At 65.0% G+C, this 18,752-nt stretch carries 19 protein-coding genes and 1 pseudogene; 6 read left to right on the forward strand and 14 right to left on the reverse strand.

Going from position 1 to position 18,752, the window contains the following annotated elements; all coding sequences use genetic code 11:
• Positions 1–103: 103 nt before the first annotated feature.
• The 7 genes from CCUG20998_RS13400 to CCUG20998_RS13430 all read right to left on the reverse strand — a co-directional run bounded on the left by CCUG20998_RS13400 (position 104) and on the right by CCUG20998_RS13430 (position 4,956).
• A complete protein-coding gene (locus tag CCUG20998_RS13400; RefSeq protein ID WP_036455668.1) occupies positions 104–526 on the reverse strand; it encodes a lipoprotein LpqH in 423 nt (140 codons plus the stop codon).
• A gap of 41 nt (positions 527–567) precedes the next feature.
• Entirely contained in the window at positions 568–1,401 is an 834-nt protein-coding gene (locus CCUG20998_RS13405) for an SDR family oxidoreductase (protein ID WP_020729015.1), read from the reverse strand.
• Between the two features lie 14 nt (positions 1,402–1,415).
• Positions 1,416–1,874: an SRPBCC family protein gene (locus tag CCUG20998_RS13410; RefSeq protein ID WP_015355538.1), complete on the reverse strand. Its 459-nt coding sequence runs from the start codon at positions 1,872–1,874 to the stop codon at positions 1,416–1,418.
• Between the two features lie 55 nt (positions 1,875–1,929).
• The gene (locus CCUG20998_RS13415; RefSeq protein WP_020729016.1) at positions 1,930–2,343 is read right to left on the reverse strand and encodes a transglycosylase family protein; all 414 of its coding nucleotides are present in this window, start codon (positions 2,341–2,343) and stop codon (positions 1,930–1,932) included.
• A 118-nt stretch (positions 2,344–2,461) separates the two neighbouring features.
• Positions 2,462–3,070 (reverse strand): chorismate mutase, encoded by a 609-nt coding sequence (locus CCUG20998_RS13420; RefSeq protein ID WP_020729017.1) that lies wholly within the window; start codon positions 3,068–3,070, stop codon positions 2,462–2,464.
• A 16-nt stretch (positions 3,071–3,086) separates the two neighbouring features.
• Positions 3,087–3,932 (reverse strand): alpha/beta fold hydrolase, encoded by an 846-nt coding sequence (locus CCUG20998_RS13425; protein ID WP_020729018.1) that lies wholly within the window; start codon positions 3,930–3,932, stop codon positions 3,087–3,089.
• 79 nt (positions 3,933–4,011) lie between these two features.
• Positions 4,012–4,956 carry a TIGR03621 family F420-dependent LLM class oxidoreductase gene (locus CCUG20998_RS13430; RefSeq protein ID WP_020729019.1) on the reverse strand — a complete coding sequence of 315 codons (945 nt, stop codon included), beginning with the start codon at positions 4,954–4,956 and terminating at the stop codon, positions 4,012–4,014.
• A 269-nt stretch (positions 4,957–5,225) separates the two neighbouring features.
• On the opposite strand from CCUG20998_RS13430, the gene CCUG20998_RS13435 reads away from it, so the two are divergent.
• Positions 5,226–5,732 carry a hypothetical protein gene (locus CCUG20998_RS13435; protein ID WP_240642849.1) on the forward strand — a complete coding sequence of 169 codons (507 nt, stop codon included), beginning with the start codon at positions 5,226–5,228 and terminating at the stop codon, positions 5,730–5,732.
• An 83-nt stretch (positions 5,733–5,815) separates the two neighbouring features.
• On the opposite strand, the gene ag85B is transcribed toward CCUG20998_RS13435, so the two are convergent.
• Positions 5,816–6,793 (reverse strand): diacylglycerol acyltransferase/mycolyltransferase Ag85B, encoded by a 978-nt coding sequence (ag85B, locus tag CCUG20998_RS13440; protein ID WP_015355544.1) that lies wholly within the window; start codon positions 6,791–6,793, stop codon positions 5,816–5,818.
• A gap of 715 nt (positions 6,794–7,508) precedes the next feature.
• Here ag85B and CCUG20998_RS13445 point away from each other — a divergent pair.
• Positions 7,509–8,651: a DUF7159 family protein gene (locus CCUG20998_RS13445; RefSeq protein ID WP_020725308.1), complete on the forward strand. Its 1,143-nt coding sequence runs from the start codon at positions 7,509–7,511 to the stop codon at positions 8,649–8,651.
• On the opposite strand, the gene CCUG20998_RS13450 is transcribed toward CCUG20998_RS13445, so the two are convergent.
• The 4 genes from CCUG20998_RS13450 to CCUG20998_RS13465 all read right to left on the reverse strand — a co-directional run bounded on the left by CCUG20998_RS13450 (position 8,615) and on the right by CCUG20998_RS13465 (position 12,423).
• Positions 8,615–9,343, reverse strand: a complete 729-nt coding sequence (locus CCUG20998_RS13450) for a DUF4389 domain-containing protein (RefSeq protein WP_036455669.1) — start codon at positions 9,341–9,343, stop codon at positions 8,615–8,617. The genes CCUG20998_RS13445 and CCUG20998_RS13450 overlap by 37 nt on opposite strands.
• A 174-nt stretch (positions 9,344–9,517) precedes the next feature.
• A complete protein-coding gene (locus CCUG20998_RS13455; RefSeq protein WP_050674536.1) occupies positions 9,518–10,069 on the reverse strand; it encodes a YceI family protein in 552 nt (183 codons plus the stop codon).
• A 29-nt stretch (positions 10,070–10,098) separates the two neighbouring features.
• On the reverse strand, positions 10,099–11,112 hold the full coding sequence (locus tag CCUG20998_RS13460) for an alcohol dehydrogenase catalytic domain-containing protein (RefSeq protein WP_020729023.1): 1,014 nt from the start codon (positions 11,110–11,112) through the stop codon (positions 10,099–10,101).
• Between the two features lie 24 nt (positions 11,113–11,136).
• Positions 11,137–12,423 (reverse strand): cytochrome P450, encoded by a 1,287-nt coding sequence (locus CCUG20998_RS13465; RefSeq protein ID WP_020725312.1) that lies wholly within the window; start codon positions 12,421–12,423, stop codon positions 11,137–11,139.
• Between the two features lie 454 nt (positions 12,424–12,877).
• Between CCUG20998_RS13465 and CCUG20998_RS13470 the strand changes: the two genes are divergently transcribed.
• The 3 genes from CCUG20998_RS13470 to CCUG20998_RS13480 all read left to right on the forward strand — a co-directional run bounded on the left by CCUG20998_RS13470 (position 12,878) and on the right by CCUG20998_RS13480 (position 13,885).
• Positions 12,878–13,282, forward strand: a complete 405-nt coding sequence (locus tag CCUG20998_RS13470) for a hypothetical protein (RefSeq protein WP_012394491.1) — start codon at positions 12,878–12,880, stop codon at positions 13,280–13,282.
• 17 nt (positions 13,283–13,299) lie between these two features.
• Positions 13,300–13,593 carry a hypothetical protein gene (locus CCUG20998_RS13475; protein ID WP_012394492.1) on the forward strand — a complete coding sequence of 98 codons (294 nt, stop codon included), beginning with the start codon at positions 13,300–13,302 and terminating at the stop codon, positions 13,591–13,593.
• 73 nt (positions 13,594–13,666) lie between these two features.
• Positions 13,667–13,885, forward strand: coding sequence for an Rv1893 family protein (locus CCUG20998_RS13480; RefSeq protein WP_011739344.1), 219 nt, complete (start codon positions 13,667–13,669; stop codon positions 13,883–13,885).
• Positions 13,886–13,935: 50 nt separating this feature from the next.
• Here the strand turns inward: CCUG20998_RS13480 and CCUG20998_RS13485 are convergent, their stop codons facing one another.
• Together CCUG20998_RS13485 and CCUG20998_RS13490 are read right to left on the reverse strand one after the other, a co-directional pair.
• Positions 13,936–15,063: a nitronate monooxygenase gene (locus tag CCUG20998_RS13485; protein ID WP_020729025.1), complete on the reverse strand. Its 1,128-nt coding sequence runs from the start codon at positions 15,061–15,063 to the stop codon at positions 13,936–13,938.
• 149 nt (positions 15,064–15,212) lie between these two features.
• The gene (locus CCUG20998_RS13490) at positions 15,213–15,674 is read right to left on the reverse strand and encodes a hypothetical protein (protein WP_020729026.1); all 462 of its coding nucleotides are present in this window, start codon (positions 15,672–15,674) and stop codon (positions 15,213–15,215) included.
• Positions 15,675–15,929: 255 nt separating this feature from the next.
• On the opposite strand from CCUG20998_RS13490, the pseudogene CCUG20998_RS29265 reads away from it, so the two are divergent.
• Positions 15,930–18,654 (forward strand): annotated as a pseudogene (locus CCUG20998_RS29265) (PE family protein).
• Positions 18,655–18,752: the final 98 nt, after the last annotated feature.

Genomic DNA, 18,752 nt, shown 5'->3' on the forward strand with positions numbered 1-18,752 from the left:
CCATCGATCGACCTCGCCATTGCGCTTGTGACCAGACTAAGCTCGTCGAGGCCGCCGACGCAGGGCTAATCGAGGCTCGCGCCCCGAGGCAGAGCCCGACGGGTCAGCACTCGGCGACGATCTTGAAGTCGGTTGTCACCACCTTGTTCGGGTTGTCGCTGCCGATGCCGTAGGCGCTGCCAGTGATCGTGTATGTCCCGTGGGAAAGGCCCACCTGAGCCTCTCCCACCCCGCCTTGCCAATAGCTGCCGTTGAACCCGTCAATATTGCGGATCTTCACCCACTGCGGAATCACTCGCTCGCCGCTGATCAGCACCACCGCCTGGACATGGCCGTCTCGGTCGCCGATGTCGATGGTCCGGTAGGACTGCTCCTGACTGCATGCGGCGGGGCGTGCCGTGTGGGTGGAGCCGTCGATGGTCACGTGCGCGGCTTGGCGGGGCACCGTCATCGCACTCCCACACCCGGAGACTGCAGCGACCACGCTCAATGCAAGCCCTGTGACAGTGACCAACCGAATCTGCACGAGCCACCTCCATTGTGGACACCAGCGCTGTGCCCGAGACTCTACTGCTGTCCTGCGCCAAACGTCGGTAGGGATTTGAGAATGCGGCTTCGAACGAATTCCGGACTGACGCCCTTGAGCCGATCGATCCAGCGAATGCTTGGCGGCACGTACCAATGCAGCCGCGTCGGGTGCTGGTAGGCCTGCCAGGCCGCCTCGGCGACGCTGGATGCCGGCAGTAGACGAAACATCCCCTTCTTGGGCGCGGCGGCGCGGATCTGCTCGCTGGACAGGGTCGGGGCGGAGGCGTCGGAGTGCTGCCGAGTTGAGGTGAGAATCGCGGTGTCGATCAACCCGGGCAGCACGTCGGCAACTCGCACACCATGGCGCCGCCATTCGGCGCTCAACGCTTCGGTGAGTCCCTTGACGGCGTGCTTGGTTGCCGAATAGACCGCCAGCCGTGGCATGCCGTAGGTGGCCGACGACGACGATGTGGAAAACATCAGACTTCCCGGTGCCTTTCTCAGATAGGGGAGGGCACCGTAAGCCCCGGTCAGCACCGCCTTGAAGTTCACATCGACGACGCGCATCGCGGCGTCGTAGGGTACGTCCTCGAACCATCCGCCTTCGCCGATGCCGGCGTTGTTCCACATCATGTCGAGTCCGCCGTGGCTGGTACCGGCGCAGAAATCGGCCAGGGCGCGATCCAACGCATCCCGGTCGGTCACGTCAACAACGCGGGTCCACAGCCGCTCGGTGCCAAGTTCGGCGCCCAGCGCGTCAAGGCCGGCGCCGTCGCGGTCCACCGCGGCGACCCGCCAGCCTTTGGCGTGAAACAGCTTCGCCCCCTCGCGGCCCATTCCGCTGCCGGCGCCGGTGATGAATACCGATTTCATGGAGCGCCGCCGGCCTAGGCCGCCTCGACCACGTCTTTAATGCGGTTCAGCGTCTTGGTCATGTCCCGAATGTTGCGGCGCTTACGCAGCCAGCCACCGAACATCCAGTAGTACACGGTGCTCAGCGGAGACTCCGCGAGCCGAAATGACTCGGTCACATCGGTCCCGCCTCCCGAGGGGGCCAGGCGATAGTGCCAGTTGTTGACCGGTCTGTCGCCCATCATCACAGCAAACCCGAACTCGCGACTTGGCTCGCAGGCGGTCACCTCGCAAACCGTCCAGTAAACCGGTCCGATCTCGTTACGCCGAACGTGCCCCCGGAACCTGGCACCCAGCGCAGGGCCGGTCGCGCCGTCGAGCCATTCGGCCTCGAAGGTTTCCGGCGAAAATCGTCCGGTATTGCGGATGTCGGCGATCAAATCCCAGATCTTGTCCGCCGGGGCTGCCATGTGAACTGTCGCTGAACCCTCCATGAGACGATCCAAACACGCTCGCTGTAACACATGGAACCGAACCAGCGATATTCCCCTAACGGGGCGTGAATATCGAGATGATCTGAGTCACCGTCTGCTCGAGCTGACGCACCGGTTTGGGCAACAGCACGGGCACCGGCGGCAATCCACCGGCGGACGAACATTTGGGCCAGGCGGCCGGTCCCTGTCCTGCCAGAACTCGGTTGGCGATGGCGATTTGTTGCTGCTTAGAGGCACTTGCGGGGTTTCCCACGCCACCGTATTCCTCCCAGGTGGCTTGCTTGAACTGCAGACCGCCGTAGGCGCCGTTGCCGGTGTTGGCCGACCAGTTTCCGCCAGACTCGCACTGCGCGACCGCTTCCCAGTTCATCAGATCGGCCTGTGCGACACCGGTGGACAGTGACATCGACGCAACGACGAATCCACCGGCGAGCGCGGACTTGGTGAGGGGTTTCGCGATGTGTGTCATGTCCGACTTTTCGGCGGACGTAGTCAAAGCGTTACCGATTAGAGAATCTTGTGAGATTGGAAATCAATCCCACCGAAATTCACCGAGTAGGGAGGCAAACCGCCCGCGGGCCGCTACCTCAGGCGTGGTCCCCGGCCGGGCAGTACGACCTCGTTGCGGTCAACAGAGCACGTTGATAGAGGCTGTCCAGCTGACGAGCCCGTATCGCGTCCGCCCTCGCGAGGTCGAGTTGGGTCGCGCAGGACGCCGACTCCAGCAAACTGCGATTAAGTGTTATCTGAGATAAAATCTTATCGTTTAGCGCATCGATCTCGGCGCGCGATGCGGACAGGTCGGGGGGTGCCGCGGGGACGTCGGCCGAGCCGAACTTCCAGTCCGCGAAGCGGCTGTACTCGATCGCCTCGGTCGCGCTGATCTGGTCGCCAAACACCCGGGTGACGTAGTTGGGGTCGACCTTTGCGGCGCGGGCCGCATCGCCCAGCTTGGCGAGTTGTTGCTGGACGCGGTCCGGGTCCTCAATGGCCACGCCAGCATGCCACTTGAAGGCCGCCACCGGGTCGGCCACGGCCAACCGCTGCGCCGCCGCGTCAACCAAGGTGCTCAGCGGGCTGGCACTGTCGGCCCGCACCTGCCCGGGCGCGCCCAGCGCCACCGCAAGCAGGGTGGCCGCCCCGCCGAGCCCGACACCCAACAGATGCCGAGTCGATCGGCGCGCTGGAAAAACCACGCCTCATCACAGCATGTCAGCCGTGGTGTGCGCCAACAGTGCTGATCGCGTTGATCACCGCCGCCGGCTCATTGAGAGCGACAAAGGTTTTCGAACCCGGTACCTCGATGATCGACGCGTCCGGGAAGAGCTGGGCCATGCGGTGAGCCAGCGTCGGCTTGAAGCACCGGTCTCCCATGCCCCAGACCAGCGTCACCGGTTTGGGGAACTGGGCAAACCGCGTCGACACCTCGGTCAGATCGGTGGCGGCGACATGCCGAAGCAGCGTGGCCAGGTCATCGCAGATGCGAGCGTCTGTGCGGCACGGCTGCAACCACGACGCCGTCAGCGCGGCGTCTGGCTTGTTCAACAGCAAGCCATACCCGAGCGGGGAGTGCCGCAACGGCCGCAACCCCATCGCCGCAAACAGCGTCTTGATCGACCTTGGCCCCCGAAGTAGCGCGAATACGGCCGGAAACGGAAACGGTGGAAAAGTCTCGAAGGCATCGCAGTTGGTGAGCACCAAGCGGCCGACCAGATCCGGGTGGGCATCGATCACCAGCTGACACAGGCCGCCGCCGGTGTCGTTGCCCACCAAGGTCACGTCGGCGAGGTCAAGGGCGACCATGAACTCGTGAATCATCTCCGCGATCCCGGCGGGGGAGAGGTCAGCGCCTTCGTTAGCCGGGATCGCGTGGGAACCCAGCGGCCAGGTGGGCAGGATGCACCGAAACCCCATCGCGGCAAGCCCTTCGGCTACGGCGGACCACAGGCGCTCATCGACGAGAATGCCGTGGACGAATAGCACCGGGGGATGTGGGGAGTTTTCGGGTCCGAGCACTCGGTAGGCAATTGTCGCCTGACTCAGCGTGACCTGTGCCATCGGTGCCACCCCTTCACGGATACTTACGTGCTGCCAGTACGTAAGTTACGTGCAGTCTGCATGAAAGTCAACGGCGGCGCTAGTTCAGGTCACCAAGCACGGTGATGACCGGGGCGAAGGCCGCCACATGGGGCTGGGGGATGGTGTAGTGAGTGAAGCCGTATCGTTCCCGATTCGCGCGCAGCTGCCGCGCTATCTGCTCAACTGTACCGATGAGAAGCGTTGGGGATTGCAGGATTTCGTTGGCGGTTAGCAGGTTGCCATACTTGGCGGCGAGCATGCCGGCGGCTTTCCTACGGTCATCGGTCAACACGACCTCTTGAATCAACGTGTGTAACTCCGGGTGTCTGGCAGCTCCGGCACACCGACGCACGTAGCCGACCCGTTGCTCGATCTCGGCTACGGTGGCCAGTCGCATCGTCCCCGGGGGCCGTCCTTTGACCTGGTACAGGCACGCGATGCTGACCGTATCGGCGTATTGCGCGGCAAGTCGCAGCACCTGATCACCGGTGCCGCCGACTAGCAGGGGTGGACCGTAGCCGCCGAATCCCCGCCGCTGGGTCGGGCGCAGTACCGCAATGTTGTGGGCTTCGCGTAGTTCAGCTTGTTGGGCGAACCCGTCCTCGGCGAACCGGCTGGCGAGTTCTTCGATGGTCTGGCGCAACCGAGCGGTTCGTGTCGTGAATGACGGGAATGGGATGTCCGCCTGGTCGTACTCCCATTTCATATGCCCGGCACCCAGACCGACCTCGAGCCGGCCCCCGGTCAGGACGTCGGTGGTCGCGATATCGCGAGCCAGCAACGCCGGGTTCCACCATGGCGCGTTGAGCACCAAGGTGCCGACCCGCATCCGATCGGTGGCGGCTGCTGCGGCGACCAGGGTCATGAAGGGTGCTGCGATTCCGAGGTGGTCGGCAGCGAAGACGGCGTCATACCCCCATTGTTCGGCGCGTCGGCACGTTTCGATGAAAGTGTGTACCGGATCGATGCGAAACACGTTGAACGAGAACCGGAATTCGGGCACGGGGGTGACACTGCCAGCCGGGAGCAGGGCCAACCAGCGTGTTCGCGGCAAGCGCAACGTCACAAGGTGGGGTCTTGGGTGCACCGAGACCCGTTTGACGGGTGCAACCGCAACCGCGACCAACGATAATCAGCCGCAGCGACAGACACCCAACCATGGCGCCACGGGAAACAGATGCCCCACCGATGATCCAGCGCAACGACACAAGCAGACAGTGGCTCGGCAGGAGCCAGCTTCGATTCGCCGTAGCCAGCACCCTGGCTACCTGCTTGCTCCTCGGCGCAGCCGTGCTGCTGGTGGACAGCCGTAAGTCGTCGTCTGCCGGCGCCATCGACCATCCCGGCAACCCACTTTCCGACGCTGCGACCGAAGCCCACGTCGTTGAATCGGCCAGAGGACTCGTCGCCGTCGCCGGGCTACGGCCGATCGCCGCGGGTTACCTCTTGATGTCCTGCAAGAACCGCGAGGATCCGCCCTATCAGGGCGCGATCTATCTGACCTTCACCTTGCCCGTCGACGCCCACGCAGATACCTACTTTCGCGCGGTGGCGGGCACGCTGGTCCAGCACGGATGGACCGAGGGACGACCACCCGCTGAACACGTGTTCGGCAGGACCTTGACCAGGGACGACACGACAGCCGTTCTGTATCGGCACCGCGATGACCCCACCATGGGAGTCCTACGGCTCTACGGTCCGTGCCGCAACACCACAGATCACCGCCGCGACACGATGGGATGGACCGATATCAGCGACCAGTTCGGCCCGCTCCGGTAGGACAACGCCAGAAACGACCGCTGGGCTTGACGGGCCCGGAAAACCGGGCCCGTCAAGCCCAGCAGTTGCGATCTGATTGGCGATCAGGCGGCGCCGAGGCTGGCCTGCAAGTCGCCCTTCATAGCGTTGAGCTGTGCGCCCCAGTACTCCCAGCTGTGCGTTCCGTTGTCGTTGAAGTTGAACACCGCGTTGTGGCCACCGGCCGCGTTGTAGGCGTCCTGGAACTTCAGGTTGCTGCTGCGCACGAAGTTCTCCAGGAACTCGGCGGGCAGGTTCGCGCCGCCCAGTTCGGAGGGGGTGCCGTTGCCGCAGTAAACCCACAGGCGGGTGTTGTTGGAGACCAAGGCAGGGATCTGGATCGTCGGGTCGTTGCGCTGCCAGGCGGGATCGCTGGACGGCCCCCACATGTCGCCAGCCTTGTAGCCGCCGGCGTCACCCATTGCCAAGCCGATCAAGGACGGTCCCATCCCTTGGGACGGATCCAGCAGCGCCGACAGCGAACCGGCGTACACGAACTGCTGGGGGTGGTACACCGCCAAGATCATCGCCGAAGAGCCGGACATCGAGATGCCGATCGCGGCGCTACCGGTGGGCTTGACGCTGCGATTGGCCGACAGCCATTCGGGGAGTTCGCTGGTTAGGAACGTCTCCCACTTGTAGGTCGAGCAGCCGGATTTGCCGCAGGCGGGCTGGTACCAGTTCGCATAGAAGCTGGACTGGCCGCCTACCGGCATGATGACGGACAGGCCTGACTGGTAGTACCACTCGAACGCCGGGGTGTTGATGTCCCAGCCGTTGTAGTCGTCTTGGGCGCGCAGGCCATCGAGCAGGTAGACCGCAGGCGAGTTGTCCCCGCCGCTTTGGAACTGGACCTTGATGCTGCGCCCCATCGCCGCGGATGGCACCTGCAGGTACTCGACGGGCAGGCCCGGACGCGAAAAAGCTTTCGCAGCCGGCGCGCCGCCGGCGAGTCCGACCAGGCCAGGAAGGGTTATCGCGGCAGCCGCGCCGATTAGCAGCCGCCGTCCCCAGGTTCGGATTTTCCCGCTCACGTCTGTCATACCTGTGCCCCTTGTCGTATGTAGTCGTGTGCTCCCGGCAGAACTTACCGCGTGAGTACGGCAAATGTCGATCGGGACGCGAACTCATTTCATTTGGATATCGGCCACCGCCACGGACACAGCACCTGTGCTACGCGAGCCGCCACGATCCCGACTTCTCGGTAATAACCTCCCGCCGGCCCTGATAAACCAGCCCCAGCAGCCGTGATGCAGCTGTGACCAGGACAGTTGGCGGCTAGTCGGCACCCGCACCTAGTCAGCTGATCGCCCGCGCGCGGTGGCGGTCCGCGAGCGGGGCGATATGCAACCAATCAGGCGGCGCCCGCGTGCCGCATGGGGGTCGCATCGGTCGGTATGGGGAGAAAGCGCTTGCGGATTCAATTGACGAATCAGACGAATCAAATGACGAATCGGCGGAAAAGTCGGCCGGAATATCGGGGAGGCGGCCAGCGGGAGCAATCCACGCATTCCGCGCTCCGTTGGCGCCGTAGCCGACGCCAGCGGCAATGCCCACTTCTTGTGAGTCACCTGCGGGTTTGCCTACCGAGGCGGCCGAATTTGCATCGACCGCGTACTCTCTGTCAAGACAAGCCGATGGAGACCACACTATTCCGGTCATTTCCGGCGCTGCCCACACCAGCACACCAGGGCCCCTTGGTGCGCGCTGGCGGTGGCTGAGGGCGTCGGGCTCCGGAAACGATTGAGGTGCGAAGTTTTGGATACGGTACTTGGGCTATCAGTAACGCCGACCACCGTCGGGTGGGTCCTCGCTGAAGGACACGGTGCCGATGGCGCCATCCTCGATCACCACGAGTCGCAGTTGCACGGTTCTCGCGGCATGCGCATCGTGCACACCGCCGAGCAGGTCGCCGATGAGGTTTGGCACGCGAAAGAGGTCGCCAGCGGTGCGGGCCATCGCCTGCGCATGATCGGCGTGACCTGGAGCGACGAGGCATCCGCGCAGGCCGCGCTGCTGCTCGAGGCACTCACCGACGCGGGTTTCGACAACGTTGTGCCGGTTCGGCTGCTTGACGCGGTGGAGACGCTGGCCGAAGCGATCGCACCGGTTATCGGCTATGACCAGACCGCGGTCTGCATCCTCGAGCACGACTGGGCAACCGTTGTGATGGTTGATACCCAAGACGGGAAGACTCAAACCGCCGTCAAGCACGTTCGAGGCGGATTCGACGGCCTGAATTCCTGGCTGACCGGAATGTTCGACCGCGGTGCGTGGCGCCCCGCCGCCGTCGTGGTCGTCGGTTCGGACACCGACGTTGAAGAATTCTCTTGGCAGCTCGAAAAGGCTCTGCCGGTGCCGGTTTTCGCACAGACGATGGCCCAGGTGACAATTGCGCGCGGCGCAGCGCTGGCGGCCGCCCAGAGCACCGATTTCACCGACGCCCGGCTGATCGCCGACGTCAGCGAACCCGCCCCGGCACCCAAGCGGTCGCTGCACTACGCCGGAGCGGCAACCACCCTGGCGGCCGCCGCGGTGACCTTCGTTGGGTCGCTGTCACTGGCGATCGGTCTGCAGCTCACCCCGGAAAGGCATCACACAGCCACCGGTCACGCGGGGCACAAGCCAACGCCTGAGATCGTAGAAGCGGTCGCCCCCGTTGTGCCGATGCCCGCGCAACCAGAGCCGTCCGCTCCTCATCAGGCACCGGCACCCGGTGCGGGGCAGGAGCCTATTCGTCTTACCGCCGGTGAGCAGATCACCGACGCCGCGCCGGTCGAACAACCTGGCGGGGAGGCACCGCAGTCCGAGCCCGCGGATGGATCACCGATGTTGACCCGAGTGCTTACGCACATCCCCGGCAGCTACGGCGAAGAAGAGGGCTCTCGCCCACCTGAGTAGTCCGCCACCTTGGTCAGGCTCACTCGAAGGGGCTCGCGTGGACCCATGTCGAGCCGAAACGGGGGGTACTCGTCGCGCATCAACCCGGCATAGGCGTGCACTCGCAGGCTCCAACGGTTGACCCCGATCAAGAGGTTGTACAAGCCATCGGGGTAGTGCCCGGTGAACAACAGTGCTATCGCGGCGCTAACCACCACAATCACCACCAGCGACGGCAGCATTACACCGCCTAATTCATGCCGGCCAAGCATGACCACGCGCCAGCCGCCGGAAAAGAAGGCGGCCAATATCAGGTAGTGGGGAATGGCCAGCAGCCACCACTTGATCAACACCAGACCGCGATGTAGGCGCTGCGGATACTCGACATCCAGATCGGCAGGGTACTGCGGGTTCTCCCGCAGACTGAATGGCGGATAGCGGTCGGTGCCCAACACCGTCAGCGCGTAAAACGCGACCCGCCACCGCCACCGCATGACACCGACGTTGAAATCAAACAGCGGCCGTGGATATCTGCCGGTGAGCAGGATCGCGAAAAAAGCAATCACGGTGGCCACGAAGGCGCCCAGATACAGGAAAACCAGGACGATGTAGTGCGGAATCGCCAAGATCCACTTGATCAGCCATTGCCAACGTGACAATGCGGGATCGATATCCCCCCTCACCCGGACCGGATAGGCAGTTGGTTGCGTCATCGACGGCTCCTTCGACTACACGTACTGGTCATCACGCTCTTGCACACCACGAAGGCTACTGCCGGGCAAGCCACCAAGCACCAGAAGCCTTTCAGCGCGGGCGGCCGTACGGCGGCCACCGGAGCGGTAACACGTTGTCTTCCAGCGGTTTATCGGCGGCCGGCAAACCGTTCATCAACCATTCTTGGCCCGCACGGCGCTGAATGAGATCGTCACCTCATCGGCAACCTGCAGCGATCCCATCAGCAGTGAGTAAGGTTTGACACCGTAGTCGGACTGGCGAACCGCCGTTTCGGTGGACATGCGCCATGAATCGCCCAGATCATCTGTGTGCAAGTCGATTACGTGCTGATGCGACGTTCCATGAATATGCAATGGCCCACTGAGCCGGTAACCATCCGCGGTCTTCTCGATGGCATCGGCGGAGAATTCGATGCGCGGAAACCGATCGGCGCGCAACGATTTCAGTGCATTGGACCGCACCAGGACCTTCTCCGGCCCGGAAAGCCCCTTGACTCCGCCCTCGCCGCGTAGCACCTCTAGCGAATCCACCTCGACAATGAGCTCTGCGGCGCTGGGCTCGTCAGCTACCCAATTCACCGTCGCTTGCCAGCGGGTCATCGCAATGGTCAGTCGATGGCCCATTTTCGCTGCCCGTCCCGCGACACCGGTGCCGATGAGTAGCTCGCCGTCGGAAGCGTCCAGGGTCCACACAGCCTCGCTCACAACACGACTGTATTCGCTTGGCCTGGCCCTTACATGGCCAGGACCGTCCGATAGCGCGTCCGGCCTTGCTCCATCGCCTCATAGCCATCGGCGGCCTGCGCGAGCGGTCGCTCTTCGATCCAGGCCCGCACACCGGACAAGACCGCGAAATGCATGGTTTCCTCCACGTCTTTAGCGGTACCGGATGGGTGACCCGTGACGCTGAGGCCGGGGTTGATCAGCTGGACCGGGCTGATCGGTAGCGGATCAGCCGTCACGCCGATGACGACCAGCTCGCCGCGGGGAAGAAGTCCGCCCACCGTTTCAGCCATAGCTGCCGAATTGCCAGCGGTCGCCAACACGACCGCGGCACCGCCGATCCGTCGCAATCCTTCCGCTACGTCACCTGTGGTGGAATCGATGTAATGGTGGGCTCCCAGCTGGCGTGCATCCTCGGCCTTGGCACTACCGCGAGCGATCGCCACAGTCTCAAAACCCATGGCACGACAGAACTGTAGCCCCAGATGGCCCAGACCCCCGACACCGAGCACCGCCACCCGATCGCCCGGCCGTGCCCGGGTATGACGCAACGCGTTGTACGTCGTGACGCCGGCGCAACCCATTGGAGCCGCCTCGGCGTCGGAGAGCTCCGCCGGAATGCGAGCCAGCGCGGTGGCCGGCACCGTCACCGATTCCGCATAGCCACCGGGATACTGCCAGCCCGGAACCTTCATCTTGGCGCAGTGGATGAACATTCCCTTGCGGCAGGGATCGCAGTGGTTACAGTTTCCGCCGAACCAACCGACAGCGACGCGGTCGCCAACCGCGAAATCCTCAACCCCATTTCCGATTTCGGCTATTCTGCCGGCGATCTCGTGTCCAGGCGTCAGCGGCCAGCCCAGGCCTGGAAAGGCCCCGAGCACAAATGCCCGGTCGGTGCCGCAAATACCACACGCAGAAACTGATATACGCACCTCACCATCACCCGGCGGAGCAGTATCGACGTCAACCAGCTGCAGGGGCCCGCCCGCCGCACCAATTTGGACAGCTTTGTGGGTTGCCATCAACTCGCCTCTACTATTCGTTTGTCAGTGCGCGACAGGACATTTCCCGGATGAATCGCTGTGGTAGTCGACCTGCCAGTGTTTGATTCCATTCAGCCAGCCCGACCGTAGCCGCTCGGGCTGGCTGATCGATTCCAGATCCGGCATCACATCGGCGATCGCATTGAACATCAGGTCGATCGTCATCCGGGCCAGATTGGCCCCGATGCAATAGTGCGCGCCGGTACCGCCAAAACCCACATGTGGGTTTGGGTCGCGCAGGATGTTGAACGTATACGGGTCATCGAATACGTCTTCATCGAAATTGGCGGAGCGGTAGAACATCACCACCCGCTGGCCCTTTTTGATCCGCACCCCCGACAGTTCATAGTCTTCCAGGGCGGTGCGCTGGAACGAGGTCACCGGAGTCGCCCAGCGCACGATCTCGTCGGCGGTGGTGACTGGACGCTCCCGCTTGTACAGCTCCCACTGATCGGGGAAGTCGGTGAAGGCCATCATGCCCTGGGTGATGGAGTTGCGGGTGGTTTCGTTGCCGGCCACCGCCAGCAGGATGACGAAGAAGCCGAACTCGTCGTCGGAGAGCTTGTGGCCGTCAATGTCGGCCTCGACCAGCTTGGTGACCAGATCCTGGCCCGGGTTCTTCGCCCGGTCGGCCGCCATCTGCATGCCGTACATGATGAGTTCGACGGAAGCGGTCAGAGCATCATTGGTAGCGAACTCTGGATCTTGGTCGCCGACCATCTCGTTGGACCAGTGAAAAAGCTTCTTGCGGTCTTCCTGCGGTACGCCCATCAAGCCAGCGATGGCTTGCAGCGGCAGTTCGCAAGACACCTGCTCCACAAAGTCCCCCCGCCCCTCGGCCGCGGCCGCCTCGACGATCCGCCGAGCGCGCTCTCTGAGGTCGTCGCGCAGCCGCTCGACCGCCCTTGGGGTGAATGCGCGCGAGACGATCTTGCGCAGCCGGGTGTGTTGCGGTGCGTCCATATTGAGCAGCACGAACTTGCCGCGTTCGATCTGCTCATCAACCGTGCCGTCTTTGTAGCGGGGGAGCGCGGTCTTTTGCAGGCTGGAAAAGACATCGCTGCGCAGTGAGATCTCCTTGACGTCCTTGTGCTTTGTCACCACCCAAAAACCGCCGTCGTCGAACCCACCGCAGCCCGTCGGCTGTTCGTTCCACCAGATGGGCGCGGATCGACGCATCTCGGCGAGTTCGGCTACCGGTAACCGCTCCGCGTAGATGTCGGGGTCGGTGAAATCGAATCCGGGAGGCAGATTGGGGACCGACGTGGCGGTTGGCTCGGCAGCTGGCATAAGGCCACTCCTCGATGCGAATTCTGTTAGTCGTCGTCTATTGCCCATAATCCATTGCTCCACCGCGGTTGGGAAGAACTCCGACCAGATCCGCGAAGAGAAATTGCAACGCGTTCAGCCGCCAGGATTTCCTGACATGTCCGAGACCGAAACGAGTTCACGAGTCCCGACCGGCCTCGAAGAGACACCGCGCGAACCTCCCGCGGCGACGAGCGCGCTTGCCCACCGCGGCCAGCGCCGACCGGCCCGACACGACGGGTAGCGGCGCCGCAGTACACCGAAGGCACTGGTCAAATCCGTCTGGCAGGCCACCCGAGCCCCCGGCCTCGCCGCCGGTGACGGCGGTTGATCGCCGCCTTTGTCCCGCACCGTCGGCTTTGCTATCCAATCTTGTGGGCCAGGCCACAATCGTTATGCTTTGGGAAAGCTTGCCGGTGCCACGAAGGGGTGGAAGATGATTCGGGAACTGCTCGCCGCCGCGGCAATCACGGGTGCCGCAATCGGTGTAGCACCTGTCGCCGTGGCCGACCAGCCGCATTACGAGGGTGACGTGCCAGGGATGAACTACGACGCCTCATTGGGTGCGCCCTGCGACAACTACGAACGCTTTATCTTCGGACGCGGCACCAGCGGCCAAGCCGAGGCGTGCCATTTCCCGCCGCCCAACCAGTTCCCGGCCGCCACCACCGGCTATTGGGTAATCTCCTACCCGCTGTACGGGGTCCAGCAGGCCGGCGCGTCGTGCCCGGGTCCGAATTCCGCCGCCCAGACCGAAGACGGCTTGCCGATGCTCTGTCGGGGTGCCCAGGGATGGCAGGCCGGATGGTTTACCGGAGCGGGCTTCTTTCCCCCCGAGTGATCCAGTGACCTGATCCGATGACGCCCGAGGCGCAGCAAGCCGAATCGCCGATCCCGCGGTGGTTACGGTTTGTCCTCGCGTCGGATCGGGCGGGCTCGGCGTGGTACATCGGGGCCGGATTCTTTTTCGCGCCAGTGTTGGTTTTGTTGTCCCCGTGGCCGGCGGTTACCGCGGTCCTGTGGTGGATCATCGGGCTCGCCGGGCTGTGGCTGGGTCTGCTTGGAATAGCGATGGCGGTTGGGCTGGCCCGGGTGTTGCGGTCCGGTGACGAGATCCCGGAACAATACTGGCGCACCCTGGTCGACTACTGACTCTGGCATGTTCGAGGCGAATTCGCCGGGACTACAGTCGTATCAAGCATCCACCAACGAAAAGGAGCCTCCGATGGCCATCAATCCCAAAGATGCAGTCAACGCGGCCAGGGACATCGCGACCAATGCCGTCGAGAAGGCCTCCGACATTGTCGAGAACGCCAGTGACATCATCCGCGGCGACGTCTCCGGGGGAGCCAGCGGCATTGTGCAGAACTCGATCGACATCGCGACCCACGCGGTCGACAAGGTCAAAGAGGTGCTCATCGGCAAGGACGACGACCTGGACTAGTCCCGGCTGGCAATCACCGACACCAGGCTCGGCGGGCCGCGCGACTGCCGTCAGACGGCGGCGGCGTTGAGTTCGTCGAGCCTGTTGGTTGCCTCGAGATATTCCTGCACCCATCTCTGGATGACGGTGGCAGCCTTCTCGACCTTGGTGAACTGTCCGACCACCTGACCAACCGGATTGAACGCGACGTCCACGGTTTCGTTCGGGTACTTGTTGGTGGCCCGCACAGCCATGCCGGAGACCATGTACTGCAGTGGCATGCCTAGCGGCTTCGGGTTGTCCGCTTGCTCCCACGCCTCGGTCCAATCGTTGCGCAGCATCCGGGCCGGTTTTCCGGTGAACGAGCGGCTACGGACCGTGTCGCGGCTGGATGCCTTGGCGTATGCCGCTTGTTGCACCGGGGTGTTGGAGGCCTCCTCGACCATCAGCCACTGCGAACCCGTCCATGCCCCTTGACATCCCAGCGCCAGGGCCGCGGCGATCTGCTGGCCACTGCCGATACCGCCGGCAGCCAGGACGGGGACCGGTGCCACTTCCTTGACGACTTGCGGCCACAAGACAATCGAGCCCACCTCACCGCAGTGCCCGCCGGCCTCGCCGCCCTGGGCGATGATGATGTCGACGCCCGCGTTCGCGTGCTTGCGGGCCTGCGAGGGCGAGCCGCACAAGGCGGCAACCTTGCGGCCTTGCTCATGAATATGCGCGATCATCTCCGCCGGAGGGGTGCCGAGCGCATTGGCGATCATCGTCACCTTCGAGTGCTCGAGTGCCACTTCCACCTGGGGAGTGGCCGTCGCCTCGGTCCAGCCGAGCAACTGCAGACTGTCCTCGTCGGCGCCCTCAATTGGGACACCGTGATCAGCGAGGATCTTGCGGGCAAAGTCCAGATGCTGTTGCGGAACCATTGACCGCAACGTGTTGGCCAGTTCCTCCGCCGACAGGTGCGAGTCCATGCCCTCGTACTTGTTGGGGATGACGATGTCAACGCCGTAGGGGTGATCGCCGATGTGCTCGTCGATCCAGGTGAGCTCGATCTCTAGCTGTTCGGGGGTAAATCCAACCGCCCCCAGGACGCCGAAGCCCCCGGCCTTGCTGACCGCGACAACAACATCGCGGCAGTGCGTGAACGCGAAGATTGGAAACTCAATGCCAAGCTCGTCGCATATGGCGGTGTGCATGCCTGCTCCCCGGAAACTAACGGACGATGACGGAATTGGAACGTGTTCTAGTTTAGTACGCCCACCGGCAGCCTGACCAGCCGCCCAGGTTCAGGCCGGATTCGGGCCGGCAAACCGGCGCTGAGCATCGATGACCGGACCCGATTCGGCTACGACGTGTCGTTGACCACCCACAGAATGAGGAACGCCAGCATGCAGCCAAAGCAAAACAGGTGATCCCGCAGGATCGACCGTGCAACACGTGCCTGCGCGGACGGCGGGCCCGATCGCCTTCCAAGCCGAACCGCGTTGGGCAAGGTATGGGTGAGCGCCAAGACGATCGGGCCCCCGGCAAGCGCCGCCGATAGCACCAGCAGCCAGCCGGGGTCGCGCCCCAGAGCCGCACGAAATCCCAAGGTGCCCAACAGGATCAACATCACCAGAGCAATCAGATGACCCATCGGCCGCGATGTGGTGGTCGCGCGCCGGTAATAGCTCGAGATCGATTCCAGCACCGACTCGGGAAGTCGATCGGGGGAATTTCGCCGGAACACAACCTGACTGTCGAACATCAGGTCCATCCACAAGATCGCGAGCAGAAAGCCGCTACAAGCGGTGAGTACCGTCGCCACGATAGTTACCCGCTAGGCACACAATGCCGCCCATCATCGATCTGTCGAGCATCCCAATGTGCAGGCTACGCGGGCCGTCCGGTGCGCGCTAGAACTCGTCGCGATCACCGCCGACCTGCCCCGCAGCCATCCAATTGTTCGTGTCGACAGGACAACTGAACATACAATACTATATTGTATAGTCAGTTTCGGCAGGGCGCACCGCGCTCCACCGCTTCCGGTCTGGTCGAAGGCAATCGGTGCGAGGAGAACGTGATGTCGTTTGTGGTGGCCTCCCCTGAGTACGTGGCAGCGGCGGCGTCGGACTTGGCCGACATCGGTTCTGCGCTCAGCACAGCCAATGCGGCGGCGGCCCCGACGATCGAGGTCCTGGCCGCCGGCGCTGATGAGGTATCGGCTGCAATCGCGGCATTCTTTGGCGCGCACGCGCAGTCCTATCAGGCGTTGAGTGAGCAAGCCAGCGCGTTTCACCTGCAGTTTGTGCAGGCAATGACCGCCGGCGCGGGGGCTTATGCCGGCGCCGAGGCCGTAAATGCTTCGCCCCTGCAGGCGGCGCTCGACGTGCTGAATGCGCCTGCCCAGGCACTGTTCGGACGCCCGCTGATCGGCGACGGCGCCAACGGGGCGCCCGGGCAATCCGGCGGCGACGGCGGACTCCTGTACGGAAACGGCGGCAACGGGGGCAACGGGGGCAACGGCCGGAGTGGGCCAGGCCGGCGGCGCTGGCGGGGCCGCGGGGTTGATCGGTAGCGGCGGTAGCGGTGGTATCGGCGGTCCTGGGACCACCGGTTTGGCTGGCGGGGCCGGCGGGGCCGGCGGGTGGCTGTTAGGAAACGGCGGCACCGGCGGGCGGGGCGGCATCGGCACCACAGGTATCGGCGGCATCGGCGGGACCGGAGGCGACGCCGTCGGCCTGTTCGGGCACGGCGGAACCGGCGGAACAGGCGGTAACGGCCCCGATATCTTCATCGCTGGTGGGGCCGGCGGGTCCGGCGGTACCGGCGGGCTGTTGTTCGGCAAACGGCGGGGCCGGGGGCGGTGCCCCGTGGGGCGGCGCGGACGGCGGGGCCGGGGGTGATGCTCGGCTGATCGGCAACGGCGGAAGCGGCGGCTACGAGGGCAGCCTGGGTGTCCTGAGCGGGGGGACTGCTGGCGCCGGCGGTAGCGGCGGTTGGTTCCTCGGCAACGGCGGTGACGGCGGCGCCGCCGGAATGTTCGGCAGCGGCGGTAACGGCGGGTGGGCCGGCTTTGATGGCAGGGGAGGCGACGGCGGCTCCGGGGGGACCGTGATCGGAAACGGCGGCGATGGTGGCGCGAGCGGGGCAACGATTGGCTTCACCCCCGGCGCTGGCCCGGGAGGTGACGGCGGCAACGCTGTCGGGTTGATCGGCAACGGCGGCGCCGGCGGTGCCGGCGCGGCGGGCCTCTCCGGCGTAGCGGGCGGGATCGGCGGCAACGGCGGCAATGGCGCTCAACTGTTCGGCAATGGCGGGGCGGGAGGGGCCGGCGGACAAAGCCAGCTTGCGTCGGGGGGAACCGGCGGCAATGGCGGCATGGCCGCGCTGTTCGGCAACGGTGGTGCCGGCGGTGCCGCCGGGGTGAGCCTCAGCGGCGCCCCTGGTACCGGCGGCAACGGCGGCAGCGCCCAATTCGTGGGCGACGGCGGCAGCGGCGGCCTGGGCGACTCGGGCGGGTCCGCCGGCGCGGCTGGTGCGGGCGGGTTGATCGGCAATCCGCTTGACGTGGTCAATGCTCCTACCGAGGCGCTGCTGGGTCGCCCATTGATCGGGGACGGCGCCGACGGAGCGCCGGGTGAATCCGGTCAGGACGGCGGGTTGTTGTATGGCAACGGTGGCAACGGCGGCAACGGTCTATCCGGTCAGGCCGGGGGCGCCGGTGGCGCCGCGGGGCTGATTGGCAACGGCGGCAATGGCGGGATCGGCGGGCCCGGTACCACCGGAATGTCCGGCGGCGCGGGCGGTGCTGGCGGGTGGCTGATCGGCAATGGCGGCCATGGTGGGATCGGCGGGCTCGGCATCGGCATCGGCGATTCGGGGGGCGCGGGCGGCGCCGCGATTGGATTGCTCGGCAACGGCGGTACCGGTGGAACCGGGGGTTACAACCAGGCCTTCGGCGCGGTCAGCGGGGTTGGCGGCGCCGGGGGCGCTGGCGGCCAGTGGTACGGCAACGGCGGCGATGGTGGCACCTCCTGGGGCGGAGCCGCTGCCGGAGCCGGCGGTGACGCTGGCCTGATCGGCAACGGCGGCGACGGCGGCTCCGCGGGTGTTCTTCGGCAGAACGGCATAGGCGGCCATGGCGGCGCCGGGGGATCGCTGTTCGGCGATGGCGGCGACGGCGGGTCCGCGGGCTTTCAAAGCACCGCCGGCGACGGCGGTAACGCCGGGCTGGTCGGCAACGGCGGCAATGGTGGCTGGGCGATCTACAACAGCTTCGCCGGCGATGGTGGTTCGGGGGGGGGGGGGGGGGGGGGGGGGGGGGGGCAGCCATCGGCAACGGTGGCGACGGCGGCGCCAACATTGTCAGCAGCGGGTTCATCCTCGGTGCGGGCGGCGGCGGCAACGGTGGCAATGCGGTGGGGCTGATCGGCAACGGCGGAGCCGGCGGCACCGGGGCGGACGGCTTCAGCACTGCCCTAGGAAGTGACGGTGGCAATGGCGGGACCGGGGCCTGGCTATTCGGCAACGGCGGAGCAGGTGGGTCCGGTGGTTCCACCGCGGGTGTTCACCCGGCCGGAGACGGCGGCAATGGCGGAATGTCAGCGCTGATCGGCCATGGCGGCACCGGCGGCAGCGCCGGGGTCAGCCCCACCGGTGTCTTCCCCAGCAACGGCGGCAGCGGCGGCAACGCCCAGTTGATCGGCGACGGCGGCGACGGCGGCCGGGGGGATTCCGGCGGAACCGGTGGCGCCGGCGGCACAGGTGGATCTCTGGCCGGCCACGATGGGTCCGACGGAGACTAAGGTGCCTGCCGCTTATTGATAGCGGTTGCCACCATCTGGATGACGCGCCTCGGTGCGCAAGAAATGGCGACTCTTGCTCAGGTACCGCAAGCAACGGT

Origin of the sequence: Mycobacterium marinum, from assembly GCF_003391395.1 — a bacterium.
In the GTDB taxonomy this organism is placed as follows: domain Bacteria; phylum Actinomycetota; class Actinomycetes; order Mycobacteriales; family Mycobacteriaceae; genus Mycobacterium; species Mycobacterium marinum.